The organism is Pseudomonas sp. 6D_7.1_Bac1, assembly GCF_025465945.1.
Taxonomy (GTDB): Bacteria; Pseudomonadota; Gammaproteobacteria; order Pseudomonadales; family Pseudomonadaceae; genus Aquipseudomonas.
Genome location: NZ_JANLNW010000028.1, coordinates 38,549 through 59,862, shown reverse-complemented (window position 1 = coordinate 59,862; position 21,314 = coordinate 38,549). Strand labels below are relative to the sequence as shown.

Below are 21,314 nucleotides of genomic sequence, written 5' to 3'. Positions count from 1 at the left end.
AGGAGAAAAGCCATGGCCAAAGAAGGCTCGGTAGCCCCCAAGGAACGCATCAACGTCACCTTCAAACCCGCCACCGGCGGTGCTCAGGAAGAGATTGAACTGCCGCTGAAACTACTGGCAATCGGTGACTACACCCACCGCGCGGACGAGCGCAAAGTCGAAGATCGCAAGCCGATCAGCATCGACAAGATGACCTTCGACGAAGTGCTCGCCAAGCAAGAGCTGAACCTGACGCTGAGCGTGCCGAACCGTCTTCAGGAAGAGGGCGACACTGAAGAGCTGGCCGTGAAACTGCGCGTCAATTCGATGAAGGACTTCAACCCGGCCAGCCTGGTCGAGCAAGTGCCTGAGCTGAAAAAACTGATGGAACTGCGCGACGCACTGGTGGCCCTCAAAGGCCCACTGGGTAACGCACCTGCCTTCCGCAAAGCCATCGAAGGCGTTCTCGCCGACGACGAATCGCGCGGTCGCGTACTGGGTGAGCTGGGCCTGAACGCCGCAGCCCAGGACGCCTGAGTCCCCATCAGCCAAGGAAGCCAACACTATGAGCACCAGCGCAGCACAGCAAAAAGCTAGCGAGAACGGCGAATACAGCATTCTCGACAGCATCATCGCCGAAACCCGTCTGACCCCGGACGACGAAGCCTACGACATCGCCAAGCGCGGCGTGTCGGCGTTCATTGAAGAACTGCTCAAGCCGCAGAACAACGGTGAGCCGGTCAAGAAAGCCATGGTTGACCGCATGATCGCCGAGATCGATGCCAAGCTCAGCCGTCAGATGGACGAAATCCTCCACCACCCGGACTTCCAGTCGCTGGAATCGGCGTGGCGTGGTCTGCAGTTGCTGGTCGACCGCACCAACTTCCGCGAAAACATCAAGATCGAAATCCTCAACGTCTCCAAGCAGGACCTGCTGGACGACTTCGAAGATTCGCCGGAAGTGATGCAGGCCGGCCTGTACAAGCACATCTACACCGCTGAATACGGCCAGTTCGGTGGCCAGCCGGTGGGCGCGATCATCGCCAACTACTTCATGTCGCCAAGCTCCCCAGACGTGAAGCTGATGCAGTATGTGTCGAGCGTTGCGTGCATGTCCCACGCGCCGTTCATCGCCGCTGCCGGTCCGAAATTCTTTGGCCTGGAAAGCTTCACCGGCCTGCCGGACCTGAAAGATCTGAAGGATCACTTCGAAGGCCCGCAATTCGCCAAATGGCAGAGCTTCCGTCAGTCCGAAGACTCCCGCTACATCGGCCTGACCGTGCCACGTTTCCTGCTGCGCAACCCGTACGATCCGGAAGAAAACCCGGTGAAATCGTTTGTGTACAAAGAAACCGTCGCCAACAGCCACGAGCACTACCTGTGGGGCAACACCGCCTACGCGTTCGGCACCAAGCTGACCGACAGCTTCGCCAAGTTCCGCTGGTGCCCGAACATCATCGGCCCACAAAGCGGTGGCGCGGTTGAAGACCTGCCGTTGCACCACTTCGAAAGTATGGGCGAAATCGAAACCAAGATTCCGACCGAAGTGCTGGTGTCCGACCGTCGTGAATACGAACTGGCCGAGGAAGGCTTCATCTCCCTGACCATGCGCAAAGGCAGCGACAACGCCGCGTTCTTCTCCGCAAGCTCGGTACAAAAGCCGAAGTTCTTCGGCATCAGTGCTGAAGGCAAGGCCGCAGAGCTGAACTACAAGCTCGGCACCCAACTGCCGTACATGATGATCGTCAACCGCCTGGCTCACTACTTGAAAGTACTGCAGCGCGAGCAACTCGGTTCGTGGAAAGAACGTACCGACCTCGAGCTGGAACTCAACAAGTGGATCCGCCAGTACGTGGCTGACCAGGAAAACCCGAGCGCCGAAGTCCGTGGTCGTCGTCCGCTGCGTGCAGCCCAGATCATCGTCAGCGATGTCGAAGGCGAGCCTGGCTGGTACCGCGTCAGCCTGAACGTGCGCCCGCACTTCAAGTACATGGGTGCCGATTTCACGCTGTCGCTGGTTGGCAAGCTGGACAAAGAGTAACCAAGGAGCTGGGTCATGACTGGATACGGCAGCCTTTTCGAACGCCTGGGTGGCGACGCGGATAAACGCGTCGGCTGGAGCCGCGAGGTTTCCGCCATGGCGTCGGTGGCTGCCCATCTGGCCAAGATGCTCAGCACCCGTGCGGGCAGCGTGCAAACGCTGTCCGATTACGGGCTACCCGATCTCAACGACATGCGCCTGAGCCTGCACGACTCCCTGAGTCAGGCCCGCCTGGCCATCGAACGCTTCATCGAAGCCTACGAGCCACGCCTCACCAACGTGCGTGTCGTTTCCCTGCCGCGAGACAACGATCAACTCAGGCTGACCTTCAGCATCGAAGGCCTGCTGGAAGTTGAAGGTTTCAAGCGTCAGGTCAGTTTTGCCGCGCGCCTGGATGGCAGCGGTCAAGTCAAGGTCAACTAAGGAGACGACGATGTCCGGCAAACCCGCAGCCCGAGTCGGTGACCCTACCGCTTGCCCGCTCCCCGGCCACAGCACCAACCCGATCGCCGCCGGTTCCGGCGACGTGTTCTTCGACGGCCTCGCGGCCGCCCGCGAAGGCGATGCCTGCGCGTGTGGTGGTGCGATATCCGGCGGTTTGGCGAGTACCGTTTTGATCAACGGAAAACCGGCGGCCACCGTTGATTCGGTGGGGACTCATGGCAACAAGGTGACTGCCGGGTCTTCGACGGTGATTATCGGGAATTCGCATACGCCGGCACCGTTCTCCGGGCTCGCCGCGACTGTGCTGGGCGCTGTTGTTGCACTCGAATACAAGCTCAATCTGAAGTCCGGCGGCAATCTGATTCTGACGCCGCTGGAGGTTCCGGATTTTGATGAGCTCAAAACAGGCGCATCGAAAAATCGTGAGCTAATCGATTTTGTAATCGAAAACCGCATGGCTGCGGCTGACACAGTGAAACTGGAAGTCCTGGACGGCGAAAAGCTGATTTACGCAGAGTCCAATACAGCCCCGTTCCTGCCTAAAGGCAAGCACCCATGGCAGTGGGATGGCTATGACGCTGCCGGGATTCTCGATACTCGCATTCTGAAAAGCCCAAACCTTAAAGTTCGCCTGACGGCGACTCAAGGCGGGGAAAAACAGGTCACTGATCTGAAGCTCAAGTGCGTGGCTGAAGAAGTGAAATGGGTCGACGTTCGTGTCGACCGCAACGCCTTGACTGTTGAGGTCGTGTTGCGGCCGAGCTTCTCCGATGGCGGCAGCAGTGGCTCTACACCTGGCCTCGCTGCGACGCCGTTCAGCACATTGCTGGGCTGGGCCAAGGAAGGTATCGAGCTTTACTGGTCGCGTAATGGTTCGCGCGGCGGCGGTATTGCGAGTGGGATAACCACGAGCAAGGGTGTTTATAAAGTTACCGTCAAAGCCGACATCAACGCTGAGCCAAAGGCTGGCAACTTCCCGTTGATCGACAGCTTGGGCGCCAGTTTCGGACGCTCGACGAGCCTGGCCATTGCCCGCAAGGTTTATCACAACATGGGCTTTGCCTATGAAATTTACGTGACTCAACGCCGCCGCCCTTTGGAGTTCGCAAAGAATAGTGCGCAAGAGGAATTCAAGGAAACTGCGGCTCATGAATTTGGCCATTTGATTCTTAACGAATACGGTGGCGGGATCATTCCTACGTATTCGTGGACGCACAAAGACTCCTCCAGCCTGATGCAAAATCCGAAGCCTGATCATCCCGATCCACTGTCAGGTGAAGTCGATGTCATGGAGTACTTCAGCGACTATCGCGCTCCTACGGCCGATCGGTTGAGCCGCACTGTCGCCTCCGAACAAGACGTCAAAAGCCTGCTCTGGCTGGCCAGGGTCGAATTCGATGATTAAGTTCGCCGGCTTCCTCCTGCTCTTCACCTCCCTGACCAGCTGCGCGGCACAACAGGTTTACAACAACCATGTTTACGTCGAGAACCGCTGCGGCCAACCCCTGGAAATGAAGATTTCCAACAGTTCCAACCTGCATTCGCAAGTGCGCGACGTGAAGTCACAGGCCGGATCCCGAGCACTGGTGGCGAGCTTTGCCTCTTATGGCGAGGACGTGATCGAGCAAATTCCGGGCAACTATTCGCTGACCATCACCGATGCCCTCGGCACCAAGGTGATTGACGGTGCCCAGCTGCGACAGCGCTTGAGCGGCGTGGAAAAAATCAATGACGGTACTCAGCGTGAGTGGACGATCAACGATGCGTCGATCTGCCCATGAAGTTGCCAAGGATGAACTCGATGATTAAGTGGACCGGTCTTTTTGCGTTCTTCGTGTCATTGACTGCCTGCGCCGCGCAGCAGGTCTACCGCAACGACGTGTACTTGCTGAACACCTGCGCAGTGCCGCTGGAGCTGTCCCTGGCCCATGACTCCAACTACGACGATCAACCCCGCAGCTTCACGTTAAATCCGCACGAGCGCCGTTCCATTGCCAACTACACGTCGGCGGGGAAGGACGTGTCGGGCCAGATAAGCGACCAGTACAGCCTGTCGATCAAAACCGCCCACGCCGTTAAAACCATCGATGCGCAGATGCTGCGCTCGGCTTTGACGAGGGTCGAAAAAGTCGAAGAAAAAGCCGTTCGCTCATGGACGATTGATGACCCATCTTTTTGCCCATGACGTACGCGTTTATTGAACGTCCCGACTCTGAACATTTTTGCGAAAACGACAAACAGGTAACCCCCCGTGTCCTTTAACCACTACTACCAAAGCGAACTCACCGCACTGCGGCAGTTAGGTCGTCGTTTCGCCGAGCGTAGTCCGGCGTTGGCGCCGTTTCTGGGGCAGGCCGGGCGGGATCCGGATGTGGAGCGGTTGCTGGAAGGCTTTGCGTTCCTCACCGGGCGTCTGCGCCAGAAACTCGACGACGAGTTGCCGGAGCTCAGCCACTCGCTGATGCACTTGTTGTGGCCGAACTACATGCGGCCGTTGCCGGCGTTCAGCATTTTGCAGTTCGACCCGTTGAAGCGTTCCGGGCCGGCGTTGCAGGTCGAGCGTGATACGCCGGTCGAGAGTGTGCCGATCGATGACGTGCGTTGCCGCTTTCGTACCTGCTACCCGACCGAAGTCCTGCCGCTGGACCTGACCGCGCTGACGTACTCGGTAAAGGGCGACGGTTCGCTGTTGAGCCTGCGCCTGGAGATGAGTTGCGACGGGCATATCGGTGAGCTGGACCTGAGCCGTTTGCGCCTGCACCTGGCCGGCGAGCGTTACATCAGTCAGATGCTGTACCTGAGCCTGCTGCGCAATCTGGAAGGCATCGAGCTGATTCCGCTGGACGCGGCCGGCAAGCCGCTCAATGGCGTCAACGGTACGCCGATGGCGTTCAAGATGCCCGGCGACCGCGTGCAGCCAGTGGGTTTTGCCGAAGAAGAGGCGTTGATCCCGTATCCGCTGAACACCTTCCGTGGTTATCGCTACTTGCAGGAATATTTCGCCTTCCAGGACAAGTTCCTGTTCGTCGATTTGAATGGTCTGGATCTGCTCAAGGCACTGCCCGAAGACACGCTCAAGCAGATGCACGGTCTGGAGCTGCGCTTCGACATTCGCAAGAGCGGCATCCAGCGCCTGCGCCCGACCCTGGACAACGTGAAACTCTACTGCACGCCCATCGTCAACCTGTTCAAGCACGACGCCTTGCCGATTCGCCTCGACGGCAAGCAGGACGAATACCTGTTGCTGCCGGCCGAATACGACCTGGAAAACTGCGGGGTGTTTTCGGTCGAAGGCGTCACCGGCTGGAAGCCCGGCGGTCTGGGTTATCAAGAGTACGTGCCGTTCGAATCCTTCGAGCACGACCCGAGTTTCGACGTGCCGCAAAGCCGTCCGCATTACAGCATCCGCCAGCGCACTTCGTTGCTGCACGACGGCCTCGACACCTACCTGAGCTTCGGCATCCGCCACACCGAAGCCCACGAGACCCTGTCGATCGAGCTGATGTGCACCAACCAGAACCTGCCGCGCCGGCTCAAGCTCGGCGACATCTGCATGGCCTGCGAAGAGACCCCGGAGTTCCTCAGTTTCCGCAACATCACCCCGGCGACTTCAAGCTTCGCGCCGCCGCTGAGCCATGACTTTCTGTGGAAGCTGATCAGCAACATGTCGCTCAACTACCTGTCGCTGGCCAACGTCGACGCGCTGAAGGTGATTCTCGAAACCTACGACCTGCCGCGCTACTACGACCAGCACGCGCAGAAGGTCAGCAAACGCCTGCTCGGCGGGCTCAAGTCGATCAAGCACCAGCACGTCGACCGACTGCACCGAGGGTTGCCGCTGCGCGGGTTGCGCACCGAGCTGACCATCGACCCGGAAGGCTACATCGGCGAAGGCGACCTGTTCGTGTTCGCTTCGGTTCTTAACGAGTTTTTCGCGCTTTACGCCAGTCTCAATTCGTACCACGAGCTGCGGGTAAAAAGCACACAGGGAGAGGTGTACCAATGGACACCACGTATGGGCCTTCAGCCTCTGCTTTAAGCGGGCTGACCCGAGGAATACGCGAGTACTCGCTGTTTCAGGCCGTGCTGCTGGTCGTCGATCGGCTGCGCGATGCCCACCCGTACCTGAGCGAAGAGGATCTGTACGACCAGCTGGAATTCCAGGCCAACCCGAGCCTGGGTTTCCCTGGCAGCGACGTCGATCGCGTGGAGTTTTTCCGCGAGCACGGGCAGCTGCGCGCGCGCCTGCGTTTCAACCTGATCGGCCTGGTGGGTTCCGGCTCGCCGCTGCCGGCGTTCTATGGTGAGCAAGCCCTGGGCGACAGCGAAGACGGCAACCCGACGCGTCACTTCCTCGACCTGTTCCACCATCGCCTGCAACGGCTGATGCTGCCGATCTGGCGCAAGTATCGCTACCGCGCCAGCTTCGAAAGTGGCGCCCTCGACCCGTTTTCCTCGCAGCTGTTTGCGCTGATCGGCCTGGGTGGCGAAGACATCCGCAAGGCCCAGGAACTGAACTGGAAACGCCTGCTGCCGTACCTCGGCCTGTTGAGTTTGCGAGCGCACTCGGCGGCGTTGATCGAAGCCGTGCTGCGTTACTACTTCAAACATGCCGAACTGACCATCGAGCAGTGCATCGAGCGCCGCGTCGAAATCCTCGACGAGCAGCGCAACCGTCTGGGCCGCGCCAACAGTGCGCTCGGTGAAGACCTGGTGCTGGGCGAGAGCGTGCGCGACCGCAGCGGCAAGTTCCGGATTCACATCCGCGAGCTCGACTGGCAACGCTTTCACGAATTCCTGCCGATCGGTTTCGGCTACCAGCCGCTGTGCGCGCTGGTGCGGTTCACCCTGCGTGACCCGCTCGATTACGACATTCGCCTGGTCCTGCGCCAGGAAGAAATCCGCGAACTGCGCATCGGTGAGCAGAACGCCTGTCGCCTGGGGTGGACCAGTTGGCTGGGCCGCGAACACGCGGACGGCGTGGTGACGCTGGGTAGCAAAATTCATTAAGGACGTGAGACCTATGATCAACGTAGACCTGCAACAACTGATCCAGGCGCTGGACGCCGAAACCCGTCGTGACCTGGAAAGTTCGGCCGAACGCTGTGTTGCCCGTGGCGGCAGCAAGATCCTCGTCGAAGACCTGCTGCTGGGCCTGCTGGAACGCCCGCAAGGCCTGCTCGCACGCGCGCTGCAAGACGCCGAAGTCGACGCCGGTGAACTCAGCGCCGCGCTGCAATCGCGGGTCGAGCACAGCGCCTCGCGCAACCCGGTGTTCGCCCCGGAACTGGTGCAGTGGCTGCAAGACGCGTTGCTGGTGGCCAATCTCGAACTGGGCCAGAGCCAGGTCGAACAGGCCGCGTTGATCCTCGCCTTGCTGCGCAACCCGATGCGCTATGCCGGCAGCCGTTATCAGCCGTTGCTGGCCAAGTTGAACATTGATCGCCTGAAAGATTTTGCCCTGTCGCAGAAGGAACAACCGGCCACCGGCAAACCGGCCGTACCGGGCGAATCCCTGCTGGAGCGCTTCACCCACAACCTGACCCAACAAGCCCGCGACGGCAAACTCGACCCGGTGCTGTGCCGCGATGGCGCGATTCGGCAGATGGTCGACATCCTTGCGCGTCGCCGCAAAAACAACCCGATTGTGGTCGGTGAAGCCGGCGTCGGTAAAACCGCGATCGTCGAAGGCCTGGCCTCGCGCATCGCGGCCGGTGAAGTGCCGCAAGTGCTCAAGGGCGTTGAACTGCTGTCGCTGGACATGGGCCTGCTGCAAGCCGGCGCCAGCGTCAAAGGTGAATTCGAACGTCGCCTCAAAGGCGTGATCGACGAAGTCAAAGCCTCACCAAAACCAATCATCCTGTTCATCGACGAAGCCCACACCCTGATCGGCGCGGGCGGCAATGCCGGTGGTTCGGACGCCGCCAACCTGCTCAAGCCCGCCCTGGCCCGTGGTGAGTTGCGCACCATCGCCGCCACCACCTGGGCCGAGTACAAAAAATACTTCGAAAAAGACCCGGCCCTGGCCCGTCGCTTCCAGCCGGTGCAATTGCACGAACCGACCGTCAGCGAAGCGGTGACCATCCTGCGCGGCCTGGCTCAGGTCTACGAGAAGAGCCACGGCATTTATCTGCGTGATGACGCGGTGGTCGCAGCGGCGGAGCTGTCGGCGCGTTACCTGGCCGGCCGGCAACTGCCGGACAAAGCCGTCGACGTGCTCGACACCGCCTGCGCCCGCGTGCGCATCAGCCTTGCCGCTGCGCCGGAAAGCCTGGAGCGCCTGCGCGGTGAACTGGCCGAAGGCGGGCGTCAGCGTCAGGCCCTGCGCCGCGACGCCGAGGCCGGTTTGCTGATCGATCACGAAGCGCTGGACGCTCTGGAAGATCGTTTGGCCGCCGCCGAAGACGAAAGGGTCGCCCTGGAAACCCTCTGGACCGAGCAAAAAGAGCTGGCCGAGCGCTTGCTGGAGCTGCGTCAGCAACTGGCCAAGGCTCGTGAAGCCGCTGCCGTCGAGCCAACACTTTCGGTCGAAGAAGACGCCGAAGGCACCGTGATCGAAACCCTTGAAGCGAGCGTGGACGAAGCGCAAAGCATCGAAGCCCTGGAAGCCGCGCTGAACGAAACCCACCGCGCCCTGACCGATGCCCAGGTCAAAGAACGGCTGGTGAGTTTCGAGGTGTGCCCGCGTCTGGTGGCTGAAGTGATCAGCGCCTGGACCGGCGTGCCATTGGCGCAACTGGCCCGTGAGCACAACGCCAAGGTCGCAAGTTTCGCCACCGATCTGCGCACCCGTATTCGCGGTCAGGAACAAGCCGTTCATGCGCTGGACCGCTCGATGCGCGCCACCGCCGCCGGCCTGAACAAACCCGATGCGCCGGTGGGCGTGTTCCTGCTGGTCGGCCCGAGCGGCGTCGGCAAGACCGAAACTGCGCTGGCGCTGGCCGACTTGTTGTACGGCGGTGATCGTTTCATCACCACCATCAACATGTCCGAGTTCCAGGAAAAGCACACCGTCTCGCGCCTGATCGGTGCACCGCCGGGCTACGTCGGTTACGGCGAAGGCGGCATGCTGACCGAAGCCGTGCGGCAGAAACCGTACTCGGTGGTGCTGCTCGATGAAGTCGAGAAGGCCGACCCGGACGTGCTCAACCTGTTCTACCAAATCTTCGACAAAGGCGTGGCCAACGACGGGGAAGGGCGTGAAATCGACTTCCGCAACACGCTGATCCTGATGACCTCGAACCTGGGCAGCGACCGCATCAGCGAACTCTGCGAGAACGGTGCGCGGCCGACCGCCGAAGTCCTTGAAGAAACCATTCGCCCGGTGCTCAGCAAACATTTCAAGCCGGCCCTGCTGGCGCGTATGCGCGTGGTCCCGTACTACCCGGTCGGCGGCCCGGTGCTGCGCGAACTGATCGAAATCAAACTGGGGCGTTTGGGCGAACGCCTGAACCGCCGTCAGCTGGACTTCAGCTATTGCCAGAACCTCGTCGATCACCTGGCCGAGCGTTGCACCCAAAGCGACAGCGGCGCGCGCCTGATCGACCACTTGCTCGATCTGCATGTGCTGCCGCTGGTCGCTGATCGCCTGCTTGATGCGATGGCTACCGGCGAAAGCCTCAAGCGCGTTCACGCGACGCTCGATGGCGCCGCCAGCGTGACCTGCGAGTTCGCCTGAGGTGGGTGTGATGTTCACTCGAGTGCCGCAACCGCTGGTCTATGCCGAAGCCTTGCTGGCGCAGTTCGCCAGCTTGTCGCGCGCGGCTGACGGCGCGGCGCTGCTGGGTGACTTCGTGCGGGCGGTGGCCGAACTCAGTGGCTGTGAGCTGAGCCAGCTGTACCTGCTCGACGCCACCCACACCAGCCTCGGGCTGAACGCCGAGTGTTTGCAGGGCATCCTGCAACCACGGGAAACCGCGAGCCTGCCAGCCGACTACAACGGCGAGCAACTGCTGCAGTTTGCCCTGTGCCAGAACCGCGTGCTCAGCCTCACGGGGCTCAGTGGCAGCCTGCACGAAACCAGTTTCCTGCCGGCTCAGGCAACGCCGTGGCAGTCACTGCTGTGCGTGCCGTTGGTCAATCCGCAAAAAGCGGTGGTTGGCCTGTTGTTGTGCGCCAGCCGCGAACAGGTCGAATTGCAGGGGTTCGCCGATTCGCTCGGGCAACTGGGTTCGTTCGTGCTCGGGCAATTGCACCTGCTGCAACGCCTGCGCCAGCCGGTGGGCGATGTATCGCCGAAGACCAGCAATGTGCCCAGCGCCAGCGGTTATGGATTGATCGGCAAGAGCTCGGCGATGCGCCAGACCTACCAGTTGATCAGCAAGGTGCTGCACAGCCCGTACACCGTGTTGTTGCGCGGCGAAACCGGCACCGGCAAGGAAGTGGTGGCGCGGGCCATCCACGATTGCGGGCCGCGCCGTTCCCAGGCGTTCATCGTGCAGAACTGTGCAGCATTCCCCGAGAACCTGCTGGAAAGCGAACTGTTCGGCTACCGCAAAGGCGCCTTCACCGGTGCCGACCGTGACCGCGCCGGGCTGTTCGATGCGGCCAATGGCGGCACCTTGTTGCTGGACGAAATCGGCGACATGCCGCTGTCCCTGCAAGCCAAGTTGCTGCGGGTCTTGCAGGAAGGCGAGATTCGTCCGCTGGGCTCCAACGACACCCATAAAATCGACGTGCGCATCATCGCCGCGACCCACCGGGACCTGGCGGTGCTGGTCAGCGAAGGCAAGTTCCGCGAAGACCTGTACTACCGCCTCGCGCAGTTTCCGATTGAGCTGCCGGCCTTGCGTCAGCGTGAAGGCGACATCCTTGATCTGGCCCGACATTTTGCCGACAAGGCCTGTGCCTTCCTGCAACGCGATGCGGTGCGCTGGTCCGACGCGGCGCTCGATCACCTGTCGAGCTATGCGTTCCCCGGCAACGTTCGAGAGCTCAAGGGGCTGGTCGAACGCGCCGTACTGCTCTGCGAAGGCGGCGAGTTGCTGGCCGAGCATTTTTCGTTGCGCATCGACGTCGCGCCTGAGGAAAGCAGCCTGAACCTGCGCGAACGTCTGGAGCAGGTCGAACGCAGTCTGTTGCTCGATTGCCTGCGCAAAAACGACGGCAACCAAACCCTCGCGGCCCGTGAACTCGGCCTGCCGCGCCGCACGCTGCTGTACCGCCTCGGGCGCCTGAACATCAATCTCGGAGATTTCGATGCATAGCCCAATGTTGAACCAGGCACGACCTGTGGCGAGGGAGCTTGCTCCCGCTGGGCTGCGAAGCAGCCCCAAAACCATGCGCCGCGGTGTTTCAATGAAACCGCATCCGCTGGTTTACGACTGCTGCGCACTCGAGCGGGAGCAAGCTCCCTCGCCACAGAGGCTTGGCTCAAGGCCTCTGGCTGGAGCGCTCGATTTCACCTCATCCACTTCTGTCAGCGCCGCCCTCAAGGGCCGGCGCTTTGTGCATTGTTTAGCCCTGGAGACCTTCTGATGTCTGTTCGTCACTGGCAAGCCGTCCTGCTGACCCTCGTCGTTCTAAGCGGCCTCGGCGGCTGTAGCGGCAATTACAAATTCAACGACAACACCTATCGCCCATTGGGTGATCCGCAGGCGGTCAATCGCGGCAAGTGACCGCAAGGAGCGACATCATGGAACTGGTTTTCGAAATGCTGAACACCAAGCAGTTCGTGCCCACGGATTTGTGCCAAAAGACCTTCAAGCAGGCCGGCGGCGTGATCGGGCGGGGCGAGGATTGCGACTGGATCATTCCGGACCGCAAGCGTCACCTGTCCAACCATCACGCGCTGATCAGCTATCGCGACGGCACGTTTTTCCTGACCGATACCAGCAGCAACGGTATTCAGGCCAGCGAAAGCGGCGCGCGTCTGCGCAAGGGTGAAGCACAGCGCATCGAACACGGCAGCGTCTACGTGCTGGGGGATTTCGAAATCCGTGCGCGGCTGGTGCGCGATCCGGCCACCTTCGATACCGAAGTCGGTCGTCCACAAGCAGCCGGCAGCATCATTCCAGACGATGCGTTCCTCGACCTCGATCCGCTCAACGCGCTCGATCAGCAGGAGCGGGTCTACTCGGAAATCGACGAACTGAGCGCCCTCAACGCACCGCGCCAAGAGCCGCGTCAGCGTGCCGACTACGCGCGCATCGACATGGAAAGCTTGCTGGTGCCGGAACTGGTGGCCGCGCCTGCCGCGCCGGAACCTGCACCGGCGCCCAAGGCTGTCGAGCGCCAAAGCGAAGGCTTCTGGGAACATTTCGGTGATGCGCTGGGCGTCGACCTCAAAGGCCTCGATCACGACAGCCGCGAAGCCCTGGCGATCAACGCCGCACGCTTGCTCAAGCAAAGCGTCGGCGGATTGCAGCAGAGCCTGCGCACCCGTTCGGAGCTGAAAAACGAACTGCGTCTGGCGCAGACCACGGTTCAAGGCACCGGCAAAAACCCGCTGAAATTTGCCGTCGATGCCAGCGAAGCACTGGGCATTCTGCTGCAGGGCGACAAACCCGGTCAGTTGCCGGCCGGGCAGGCGATCTCGCGGGCGTTCCGTGATTTGCAGGCGCATCAGGTGGCCTTGCTCACCGCCAGCCGCGCGGCGGTACGCGGCACCCTCGAACACTTCTCGCCACAGCAACTGACCCTGCGTTTCGAGCGCGACGGCAACAAGCCGCTGCTCGCCACGTCGGGCAGTCGCTGGAGAGCTTATGGCCGTTATCACCAGGCGCTGCGTCAGGACGATGACTGGAGCGAGCGCCTGCTGGCGCGGGACTTCGCCCAGGCCTACGAAGAACAGATCCGTCTGATTTCCACCCTTCACACCGAACACCAAGGATGATGCGCATGTCTGGCTGCAAGACCGTATTAATCAAGATGCTGGCTGCGCTCATCGCCCTGGTGTGGCTGGCCGGTTGCTCGACGATTTCGCCGTACTCCACCGTCACCAAGCTCAACCTCAAGCTGACCGCCAGCGATCAGGTCAACCCGGACCTCAACGGCCGGCCGTCGCCGATTGTCGTACGGTTGATTGAGCTCAAACACCCGGTGGCCTTCGAAAACGCTGACTTCTTCAGCCTGTACGAGCGCGCCAAGGAATCCCTGTCACCGGACCTGGTGGCCAGCGAAGAGCTGGAGCTGCGTCCGGGCGAAACCGCCGAGTTCAAGCTCAGCGTCGAAAGCGGCAGCCGCTACGTTGGCGTGCTCGCGGCATATCGCGACCTGCGCGAAACCCAATGGCGCTACGTGATTCAAGTCACCCCGGCCGATCTGACCGTGGCCGATCTGACCCTCGATCAGAGCGGTATCCATAACAAAAACGAAACGCTCGCCAAGGCGGTTGACTGAACATGAACGTGCACAAAGTCATTTGGCAGGAAGGCATGTTGCTGCGTCCGCAACACTTCCAGCACAACGATCGCTACTACGACAACCAGATGAAAACCCGCACCCAGTTGCTGGGCAGTTACACCTGGGGTTTTCTGGGGCTCGAGATCGATTTGCAGTTCCTCAACATGGGCAAACTGGTGGTCAGCCAGGCCTCGGGGATTCTCCCGGACGGCAGCCTGTTCGAACTCGGCGGGAATACCGAACCGCTGGCCCTCGACGTTCCGCCGAACACCGGCAACACGCCGATCTACCTGGCCTTGCCGCTGGTCACCGGCAACCACATCGAGTCCCGTCGCCCCGAGCAATCCGACGTGCTGGCGCGTTACACCGCGTACGAAGCGGAAGTGGCCGACTCCAACGCCGGCGATGATTCCAGCAGCCAGGTCAGCTGTGCGCGCCCGGACTTTCGCTTGTTGCTCGGCGAGCAGCAGAGCGACCAGGCCTACGTCAAACTGAAACTCTGCGAAGTGCTCGACACCACGCCCGACGGCGTGATCAGCCTCGACCCGGACTTCGTCCCGACCTTCATCCACGCTCATGCGTCCGGCTACCTGCTGTCGTGCCTCAAAGAAGTCATCAGCATGCTCGGCCACCGTGGCGACACCATTGCCGACCGGATTCGCTCCAACGGCAAGGTCGGCGGTGCGGAAGTCGGCGACTTCATGATGCTGCAACTGATCAACCGCACCGAACTGGTCCTGCGCCATTACCTGGGCCTGGAACAGGTTCACCCGGAAGAGTTGTACCGCACGCTGCTGTCGATGCTCGGCGATCTGTCGACCTTTGCCAGCGACAGCAAACGTCCGCGTCTGGACAGCCGCTATCAGCACAGCGATCAGGGCGCGAGCTTCCGCAAACTGATGGAAGCGATTCGTCAGGTGCTGTCGATGGTGCTGGAACAGCACGCCATCGAGCTGGTGCTGCAAGCGCGTCAGTACGGGATCACCGTCTCGCCGCTGCACGACCACAAACTGCTGGGCACGGCGTCGTTCGTGCTGGCGGCCAGCGCCAACTGCGACTCCGAAGAGCTGCGCCATCGCCTGCCGGCGCACCTCAAGGTCGGCCCGGTGGAGCGCATCCGCCAACTGGTCAACCTGCACTTGCCGGGCATCAAGGTCAAACCCTTGCCGGTGGCGCCGCGGCAGATTCCGTTTCACTCGAACAAAACCTATTTCATCCTCGAACTCAGTTCCGAAGACCTGGCACAACTGGAGCGCTCCGGCGGCTTCGCGTTCCACGTGTCCGGCGAATTCGCCGAGCTTGAACTGAAATTCTGGGCCATCAGGAACTGACCGACATGATGAAGGAAATGGATCACAGCCAGGATGACAAAACCGTCCTTCTGGACCGTCAGGGCCATGGCCCGGCACAGAGCCCGCTGACCGATTTCGCTGCGCCGCCGCGTTTCGAGCAACTGGAAGAACGGATGATTTACGCCGCGCGCCTGCGTCCGGCGGAAGCGTTCAACATCAGCCTCAACTCGCTGGTGGCGGCGTCGTCCGACCTGCTGTCGGAAGTGGTGCGGCTCAAGCACAGCGACACCCGCGAAGACATGCACGCCCTCAACGAGCGGCTCACCGCGGCGCTGAAACTGTTCGAAGTCCGTGCGTTGCACAACGGTGCCGAGAGCAGCCAGGTGATGGCCGCGCGTTACGTGCTCTGCACCGTGGTCGACGAAGCGGTGGTCACCACCCCGTGGGGCAACGAAAGCGAGTGGTCGCAAATGAGCCTGCTCAGTAGCTTCCACAACGAGACCTTTGGCGGCGAGAAATTCTTCCAGCTGCTCGATCGTCTGTCAAAGAATCCGGTCAAACACCTGCCGATGCTGGAACTGATGTACCTGTGCCTGTCGCTCGGTTTCGAGGGCAAGTACCGGGTGCAGGCGCGCGGCATGCTGGAACTCGACGGCATTCGCGATGCGCTCTACCGGCAGATTCGCCAGCTGCGTGGCGACGTGCCGCGTGAGCTGTCGCCGCACTGGGAAGGCCTCAACGACAAGCGTCGCAGCCTGGTGCGCATCGTGCCGTGGTGGATGGTGGCGCTGTTTACCCTGGTGTGCCTGGTGGTGATGTATTCGGGCTTTGCCTGGGTGCTCGGCGAGCAGCGCGACACCGTTCTGCAACCTTATCAGCCGCTTGATCCGGCCGCGGTTCAGCCGCAGTTGAAGCCGTAAAACAGGGACGTGTGATGAAAAAGTTTTTCAAAAGAGTCGGTGCGTTCTTGCGCAAGACCTGGGTCTGGACCCTGCTGTTGGTGCTGTTCGTGGCGCTGCTGGTGTGGTTCGTCGGACCGCTGTTGGCCGTCAACGATTACAAATTCTGGGAAGGCTCGACCTCGCGCCTGCTGACCATCAGCGTGCTGTTCCTGATCTGGGGCCTGACCATGGTCTTCGTCAGCTGGCGCGCCGGTGTGCGCAAAAAAGCCGTCGAAGAAACCGAAGACGGCCAGGATCGTATTCGCCGCGAAGAGCTGATCGACGAGGAACAGAAAGAGCTGCGCGCACGCTTCAAAGACGCACTGCGCACCTTGAAGACCTCCAGTCTGTATCGCGGTCGCAGCGAACGCTGGCGCAACGATCTGCCGTGGTACCTGCTGATCGGTCCGCAGGGCAGCGGCAAAACCAGTCTGCTGGACTTCTCGGGCCTTGAGTTTCCGATCAACAAGATCGACCGCAAACTCACCCGCGACACCATCGGCACCCGTCATTGCGACTGGTACTTCGCCGACCACGGCGTACTGATCGACACCGCCGGGCGTTACCTGGCCCAGCCGGACGTGGATGTCGACGGCAACGCCTGGACCACCTTGCTCGACCTGCTACGCAAGCGTCGTCGCAACCGTCCGTTGAACGGCGTGCTGGTGACCATTCCGGTGGAACTGCTGCTCGGTGGCAACGAGCAGGATATCGACACCCTGGCGCGTCAGGTGCGTGCGCGCCTGCAAGAAGTGCATCAAAAACTCCACGTCGACCTGCCAATCTATCTGGTGCTGAGCAAGGCCGACCAGTTGCTGGGCTTCGATGAGTTCTTCGATCAGCTGACCCGCGAAGAAAGCGATCAGGTGCTCGGTACCAGCTTCCGCAAAGAACAGAGCGGTACCGACGTGGCGGTGCTGCGCGCCGAGTTTGAAGAGCTGCTGCGTCGGCTCAACAGCCAGGTGATCATGCGCATGCACCAGGAGCGCGACACCCAGCGCCGTGGCCGCATCCTCGACTTCCCGCATCAACTGGGGCAGATCGGCGAGCATCTTTGCCTGTTCGTCGACATGGCGTTCACCGGCAACCGCTACCAGCGCGTCAGCCAGTTGCGCGGTTTCTACCTGACCAGCGCGCCGCACCTGAACCAACAGATGGACCAAAGCACCGCCGGCATCGGCGCCAGCCTGGGCATCAACAGCGGCGTGTTGCCGACCTTGCGCAGTGGTCGCTCGCGGTTTATCCACCACTTGCTCAGTCGGGTGATTTTCCCCGAGGCCGACCTGGCCGGTCTGGACAAGCGCGAACGCAGCCGCATCCATTGGGGCCAGCGTGCGTTGTACGTCGGTGCACTCGCGGCGCTGGGCCTGTTCGGTCTGCTCTGGGCCACGGGTTTCTCCGCCAACTACGAACGCCTGGAACACCTGCGTTCGCTGGCGCAAACCTGGAACCAGCAGCGCTCGGCGCTGACCGCTCGCGATGATGCGATGGGCGTGCTCAAGACCCTCGATACCAGCTATGAGGCGACCAAGGTTTTCCCGCCGAAAGGCGACGTGTCGATATTCGAGCGCGGTGGTCTGTATCAGGGTAAAGAGAGCAACCCGGTGGTCAAGGACGCGTATCAGCGTGAACTTGAAACCCAGCTGCTGCCACGGGTGGCGCAACTGCTCGAAGGGCAGATCCGCAACAACATGAAAGACCGCGATCGCCTGCTCAACAGCCTGCGCGCCTACCTGATGCTGAACATGAAGGACCGTCGCGACCCTGCATGGCTGCAAGATTGGTTGGCGCAGGACTGGTCCGTGCGTTACGCCGGCAACACGGCGGTGCAGAACGGCCTGAACGCGCATTTCGAACGCCTGCTCAAGCAGCCGTTTATCTACCCGCTCAACGATGCACTGGTTGCCCAGGCGCGTCAGGTTTTGCGCAGCGAATCCCTGGCCACGGTGGTCTACCGGATGCTGCGCGAGCAGGCCCGCAACCTGCCGGAATACCGCTTCAGCCAGCACCTCGGTCCACAGGGCAGCCTGTTCGTCGGTACCGACTACGCGATCCCGGGGTTCTACACCCAACAGGGTTATCAGCAGTATTTCTCGGTCCAGGGTTCTGCACTGGTCACCGACATCCTGCGTGACAACTGGGTGCTGGGCGAAGGGGCGGGCATGAGCGGCATGGACTTGCGCCGCCTGATGGTTGAACTGGAGCAACTGTACTTCCGCGACTACGCCAACTTCTGGAGCGAAGCGGTCGGTCAGGTGGCGTTGCAGCCGATCAACAGCGCCGGTGAAGGTGCTGAACAACTGGCCGGGCTGACGTCCGCCAACTCGCCGATCCTGCAAATGCTGGTGGAAGTGCGTGAGAACACGCGCTTCCCGGCCGCCGTCGACAACACCGAAGATGTGACGGATGCGGCTGAAAAACTCGCCGCCAAGAAGGGCGGCGCGTTGGGTAAGGTCGCCGCAGCCGTGGCAGGCAAGGCGGGTGATGCATTGGCCACCAAAAACCTGCCGGACACCGCGAAGAAATCCCTGCAACGGCGCTTCGATCCGCTGCACCGTTTGCTCGATGACAACAACGGCCCGGCCGCCGACCTGACCCCGGCGCTGCAAGCGCTGAACGACCTGCAACTGCAACTGGCCAGCCTGGCGCGCGCCAGTGCCCCGGATCAGGCTGCGTTTGAAATGGCCAAGACCCGCATGAGCGGCCAGCGCGATGCGCTGAGCAACTTGCGCAACGCCTCGGGCCGCTTGCCGCGTCCGGTCAGCGTGTGGTTCAACGTACTGGCCGAAGACACCTGGCGTCTGGTGCTCAACGATTCCTACCAGTACCTCAACCAGCGCTACCAGAGCGAGCTGTACAGCTTCTATGGCAAGGCGATCAACAAGCGTTACCCGTTCAACGCCCACAGCACCAGCGACGTCGCCATCAGCGACTTCCGCGAGTTCTTCAAGGCGCAGGGCATCGCCGATCGCTTCTTCGACACCTACCTGCGGCCGTTCGTCAGTGGCGATCCGGGCAACTACCGCCTGCGCAGTGTCGATGGTCACAGCCTGCCGATCTCCAAGGTCTACCTCGACCAGATGGCTGCCGCACAAGTGATCCGCCAAAGCTTCTTTGCCGAAAACCCGGCCGAGCCGCAGGTGCAGTTCAAACTGGAGCCGTACACCCTCGACCCGGCTGTCAGCCGTTCCGAATTCCGCTTTGGCGACAAGACCATGGAATACCGCCATGGCCCGATCGTGCCGGTGGCCTTCAAATGGCCGACCGATGCGGAAGACGGTCGCACCAGCCTGGTCCTCGAAAAAATGGCTGGCCGCCCGATCGGCATCGAGAAAAACAACGGCCCGTGGTCGCTGTTCCGTCTGTTCGATTTGATGCAGACCGAATACCTGACCGGTCGCGACGTGCTGGTGCTCAAGGCTGATGTGGGTGGCCTGCGCGCCAACTACCTGCTGATGAGCCAGCGCACACCGAACCCGTTCGACATGGGCGTGCTGCGCACCTTCCGTATGCCGGTGCAGCTCTGATGCTGGTTGCCAGCCCCTGGCGCAGCGCGGCGCGTACCGATCCGGGCAAGGTTCGGGCGCGCAACGAAGATGCCTTCCTCGACAGCCCACAGCAGGGATTGTGGGTGGTCGCGGACGGCATGGGCGGTCATCAGGGTGGCGACATCGCCAGCCAGTTGATCGTCGCCAGCCTGGCGGAATTGCCCGTCGAAGACAGCTTCGACGAGCGGCTCAAAGGCGTGCGCCAGTGCCTGCACTGGCTCAACCGCCGCTTGGGCCAGGAATTGACCGTCACCGCCGGGCGCCATGACAGCATCATGGGCAGCACGGTGGTGGCGTTGTTGGTGGACGGCAATCGTGCGGCCTGCATCTGGGCCGGCGACAGCCGTTGTTACCTGTGGCGTGGACAGCGCTTGTATCAGCTGTCCAAGGACCATTCGCTGATGCAGCAACTGATTGACGAACAACAGATGAGCGTCGAGCAAGCCAAGGCTCATCCGGCCGCCAGTGCCTTGACCCGTGCGGTCGGGGCCAGCGAGCAGTTGACCCTGGACGTGCTCGAACTCGAGGTCTATCCCGGTGATGCGTTTCTGCTGTGCAGCGACGGTTTGTACCAGGGCTTGAGCAGCGACGCGCTGGGCAACGCCTTGAGCCTGACCGCGCCGCATGTGGCGCTGGAGCGGTTGTTCGACGGCGCGTTGCGCGGTTCGGCGCGGGACAACCTGACCGCCGTGGTGGTCCGCCAATGAGTGAACTCAAGCCGGTGCTCGACGAGCTGCTGATCGGCGAAGACGAGGCCGCCAACCTGACCTACTTCGCCTTCGCCAAACCCCATGACGCGCCGCATGCCGTGGCGCCGACCCGGGCCAGCGTTGGCGCGTTGCCGGATGTGTTGGCGGGGCGTTACCGCATCGAGCGCTTGCTCGGCGCCGGTGGCATGGGCGCGGTGTATCGCGCACGGGACCTGCTACACGAACAGTTCGGTGACCCCGACCCTTACATAGCGCTGAAAATCCTCAGCGAAGAATTTGCCGAATCGCCGGACGCCAGTGCCTTGCTCTACAGCGAGTTCGCCCTGACCCGGCGCCTGCGCCACTCCAACGTGCTGCGTTTGCACACCTTTGAAGTGGACACCGAGTGCCAGCGCGCCTTCATCACCATGGAACTGATGCGTGGGCTGACGCTGGACAAACTGCTCTGCGAACGGCCCCTGGGCCTGCCGTGGCAAGAATTGCGTGACATCGCGCTGCCGCTGCTCGACGCGTTGGCTTATGCCCACGGTCGCGGCGTGCTGCACGGCGATTTGAAACCGAGCAACGTGATGCTCAGCGAGGAGGGCGTGCGCTTGTTCGACTTCGGCCTCGGTCAGGCCGAGGAGGGCGTATTGCCCGGCCTGCCACACTTGAGCCGCAGCCGTTTCAACGCCTGGACCCCAGGCTATGCCGCGCCGGAATTGCTGGAAGGCGCGCCGCTGACCGCCAGCGCCGACCTCTTCGCGGTGGCCTGCGTGATTTATGAACTGGCGGACGGCAAACACCCGTTCCGCCGATTGCCGTCGACCCAGGCCCGTGACGAACGCCTGGACCGCGAACTGCAAGCGCCCAGGCACCTACCGAAACACTGCTGGCCGGCGCTGCGAACCGCGCTGGCTTTCGATGCGGCGGCACGCACCGTGACGGCCGCACAACTGCGTGACGCCCTAGGCGCCACTTCCTCCTGGCTGCAACGCTGGCTACATCGGCGTAACGGATGATTACCGAACAGGGAG

17 protein-coding genes and 1 pseudogene are annotated in these 21,314 nt (G+C 61.7%); all 18 read left to right on the top strand.

Features of this window, described 5'->3' with window-relative positions; translation table 11 throughout:
• Window positions 1-12: 12 nt before the first annotated feature.
• Window positions 13-516, top strand: coding sequence for a type VI secretion system contractile sheath small subunit (gene tssB, locus NTD87_RS08040; protein ID WP_262113124.1), 504 nt, complete (start codon window positions 13-15; stop codon window positions 514-516).
• Between the two features lie 28 nt (window positions 517-544).
• Window positions 545-2,020, top strand: coding sequence for a type VI secretion system contractile sheath large subunit (tssC, locus tag NTD87_RS08035; protein ID WP_262113123.1), 1,476 nt, complete (start codon window positions 545-547; stop codon window positions 2,018-2,020).
• Window positions 2,021-2,035: 15 nt separating this feature from the next.
• On the top strand, window positions 2,036-2,443 hold the full coding sequence (gene tssE, locus NTD87_RS08030; protein ID WP_054594682.1) for a type VI secretion system baseplate subunit TssE: 408 nt from the start codon (window positions 2,036-2,038) through the stop codon (window positions 2,441-2,443).
• Window positions 2,444-2,453: 10 nt separating this feature from the next.
• Window positions 2,454-2,747: pseudogene (locus NTD87_RS08025) on the top strand (PAAR domain-containing protein); the annotation flags it as partial.
• 1,114 nt (window positions 2,748-3,861) lie between these two features.
• A complete protein-coding gene (locus NTD87_RS08020) occupies window positions 3,862-4,245 on the top strand; it encodes a hypothetical protein (RefSeq protein WP_262113122.1) in 384 nt (127 codons plus the stop codon).
• Window positions 4,246-4,265: 20 nt separating this feature from the next.
• Complete coding sequence (locus NTD87_RS08015; protein ID WP_262113121.1) at window positions 4,266-4,649, top strand: hypothetical protein; 384 nt, start codon at window positions 4,266-4,268, stop codon at window positions 4,647-4,649.
• Between the two features lie 66 nt (window positions 4,650-4,715).
• The gene (gene tssF, locus NTD87_RS08010) at window positions 4,716-6,503 is read left to right on the top strand and encodes a type VI secretion system baseplate subunit TssF (protein WP_262113120.1); all 1,788 of its coding nucleotides are present in this window, start codon (window positions 4,716-4,718) and stop codon (window positions 6,501-6,503) included.
• The gene (gene tssG, locus NTD87_RS08005) at window positions 6,467-7,474 is read left to right on the top strand and encodes a type VI secretion system baseplate subunit TssG (RefSeq protein WP_262113119.1); all 1,008 of its coding nucleotides are present in this window, start codon (window positions 6,467-6,469) and stop codon (window positions 7,472-7,474) included. The genes tssF and tssG overlap by 37 nt, the downstream gene beginning before the upstream one ends.
• A 13-nt stretch (window positions 7,475-7,487) precedes the next feature.
• A complete protein-coding gene (tssH, locus tag NTD87_RS08000) occupies window positions 7,488-10,142 on the top strand; it encodes a type VI secretion system ATPase TssH (protein ID WP_262113117.1) in 2,655 nt (884 codons plus the stop codon).
• Window positions 10,143-10,152: 10 nt separating this feature from the next.
• Window positions 10,153-11,670, top strand: a complete 1,518-nt coding sequence (locus NTD87_RS07995) for a sigma-54 interaction domain-containing protein (protein ID WP_262113116.1) — start codon at window positions 10,153-10,155, stop codon at window positions 11,668-11,670.
• Window positions 11,671-11,940: 270 nt separating this feature from the next.
• Window positions 11,941-12,081, top strand: a complete 141-nt coding sequence (locus NTD87_RS07990) for a type VI secretion protein (RefSeq protein WP_262113114.1) — start codon at window positions 11,941-11,943, stop codon at window positions 12,079-12,081.
• A gap of 17 nt (window positions 12,082-12,098) precedes the next feature.
• Window positions 12,099-13,298 (top strand): type VI secretion system-associated FHA domain protein TagH, encoded by a 1,200-nt coding sequence (tagH, locus tag NTD87_RS07985; protein WP_262113113.1) that lies wholly within the window; start codon window positions 12,099-12,101, stop codon window positions 13,296-13,298.
• Window positions 13,299-13,303: 5 nt separating this feature from the next.
• Complete coding sequence (gene tssJ / locus NTD87_RS07980; protein ID WP_262113112.1) at window positions 13,304-13,804, top strand: type VI secretion system lipoprotein TssJ; 501 nt, start codon at window positions 13,304-13,306, stop codon at window positions 13,802-13,804.
• A gap of 2 nt (window positions 13,805-13,806) precedes the next feature.
• Window positions 13,807-15,138, top strand: coding sequence for a type VI secretion system baseplate subunit TssK (tssK, locus tag NTD87_RS07975; RefSeq protein WP_262113110.1), 1,332 nt, complete (start codon window positions 13,807-13,809; stop codon window positions 15,136-15,138).
• Window positions 15,139-15,143: 5 nt separating this feature from the next.
• Complete coding sequence (icmH, locus tag NTD87_RS07970) at window positions 15,144-16,019, top strand: type IVB secretion system protein IcmH/DotU (RefSeq protein WP_262113108.1); 876 nt, start codon at window positions 15,144-15,146, stop codon at window positions 16,017-16,019.
• 14 nt (window positions 16,020-16,033) lie between these two features.
• Window positions 16,034-19,567 (top strand): type VI secretion system membrane subunit TssM, encoded by a 3,534-nt coding sequence (gene tssM, locus NTD87_RS07965; RefSeq protein ID WP_262113106.1) that lies wholly within the window; start codon window positions 16,034-16,036, stop codon window positions 19,565-19,567.
• Window positions 19,567-20,295 carry a PP2C family protein-serine/threonine phosphatase gene (locus tag NTD87_RS07960; protein WP_262113104.1) on the top strand — a complete coding sequence of 243 codons (729 nt, stop codon included), beginning with the start codon at window positions 19,567-19,569 and terminating at the stop codon, window positions 20,293-20,295. Before tssM ends, NTD87_RS07960 begins: the two co-directional genes overlap by 1 nt.
• Complete coding sequence (locus tag NTD87_RS07955) at window positions 20,292-21,299, top strand: serine/threonine-protein kinase (protein WP_262113102.1); 1,008 nt, start codon at window positions 20,292-20,294, stop codon at window positions 21,297-21,299. The genes NTD87_RS07960 and NTD87_RS07955 overlap by 4 nt, the downstream gene beginning before the upstream one ends.
• The last annotated feature ends 15 nt before the right edge of the window (window positions 21,300-21,314 follow it).

Bases quoted from the DNA above. Each gene is read 5' to 3' on its own strand.
- NTD87_RS07960 (WP_262113104.1), top strand. From the start codon at position 19,567: ATGCTGGTTGCCAGCCCCTGGCGCAGCGCGGCGCGTACCGATCCGGGC.
- NTD87_RS07955 (WP_262113102.1), top strand. From the start codon at position 20,292: ATGAGTGAACTCAAGCCGGTGCTCGACGAGCTGCTGATCGGCGAAGAC.
- icmH (WP_262113108.1), top strand. From the start codon at position 15,144: ATGATGAAGGAAATGGATCACAGCCAGGATGACAAAACCGTCCTTCTG.
- tssG (WP_262113119.1), top strand. From the start codon at position 6,467: ATGGACACCACGTATGGGCCTTCAGCCTCTGCTTTAAGCGGGCTGACC.
- tssB (WP_262113124.1), top strand. From the start codon at position 13: ATGGCCAAAGAAGGCTCGGTAGCCCCCAAGGAACGCATCAACGTCACC.
- NTD87_RS08015 (WP_262113121.1), top strand. From the start codon at position 4,266: ATGATTAAGTGGACCGGTCTTTTTGCGTTCTTCGTGTCATTGACTGCC.
- tssH (WP_262113117.1), top strand. From the start codon at position 7,488: ATGATCAACGTAGACCTGCAACAACTGATCCAGGCGCTGGACGCCGAA.
- tssC (WP_262113123.1), top strand. From the start codon at position 545: ATGAGCACCAGCGCAGCACAGCAAAAAGCTAGCGAGAACGGCGAATAC.
- tssJ (WP_262113112.1), top strand. From the start codon at position 13,304: ATGTCTGGCTGCAAGACCGTATTAATCAAGATGCTGGCTGCGCTCATC.
- tssE (WP_054594682.1), top strand. From the start codon at position 2,036: ATGACTGGATACGGCAGCCTTTTCGAACGCCTGGGTGGCGACGCGGAT.
- NTD87_RS08020 (WP_262113122.1), top strand. From the start codon at position 3,862: ATGATTAAGTTCGCCGGCTTCCTCCTGCTCTTCACCTCCCTGACCAGC.
- NTD87_RS07990 (WP_262113114.1), top strand. From the start codon at position 11,941: ATGTCTGTTCGTCACTGGCAAGCCGTCCTGCTGACCCTCGTCGTTCTA.
- NTD87_RS07995 (WP_262113116.1), top strand. From the start codon at position 10,153: ATGTTCACTCGAGTGCCGCAACCGCTGGTCTATGCCGAAGCCTTGCTG.
- tssK (WP_262113110.1), top strand. From the start codon at position 13,807: ATGAACGTGCACAAAGTCATTTGGCAGGAAGGCATGTTGCTGCGTCCG.
- tssM (WP_262113106.1), top strand. From the start codon at position 16,034: ATGAAAAAGTTTTTCAAAAGAGTCGGTGCGTTCTTGCGCAAGACCTGG.
- tagH (WP_262113113.1), top strand. From the start codon at position 12,099: ATGGAACTGGTTTTCGAAATGCTGAACACCAAGCAGTTCGTGCCCACG.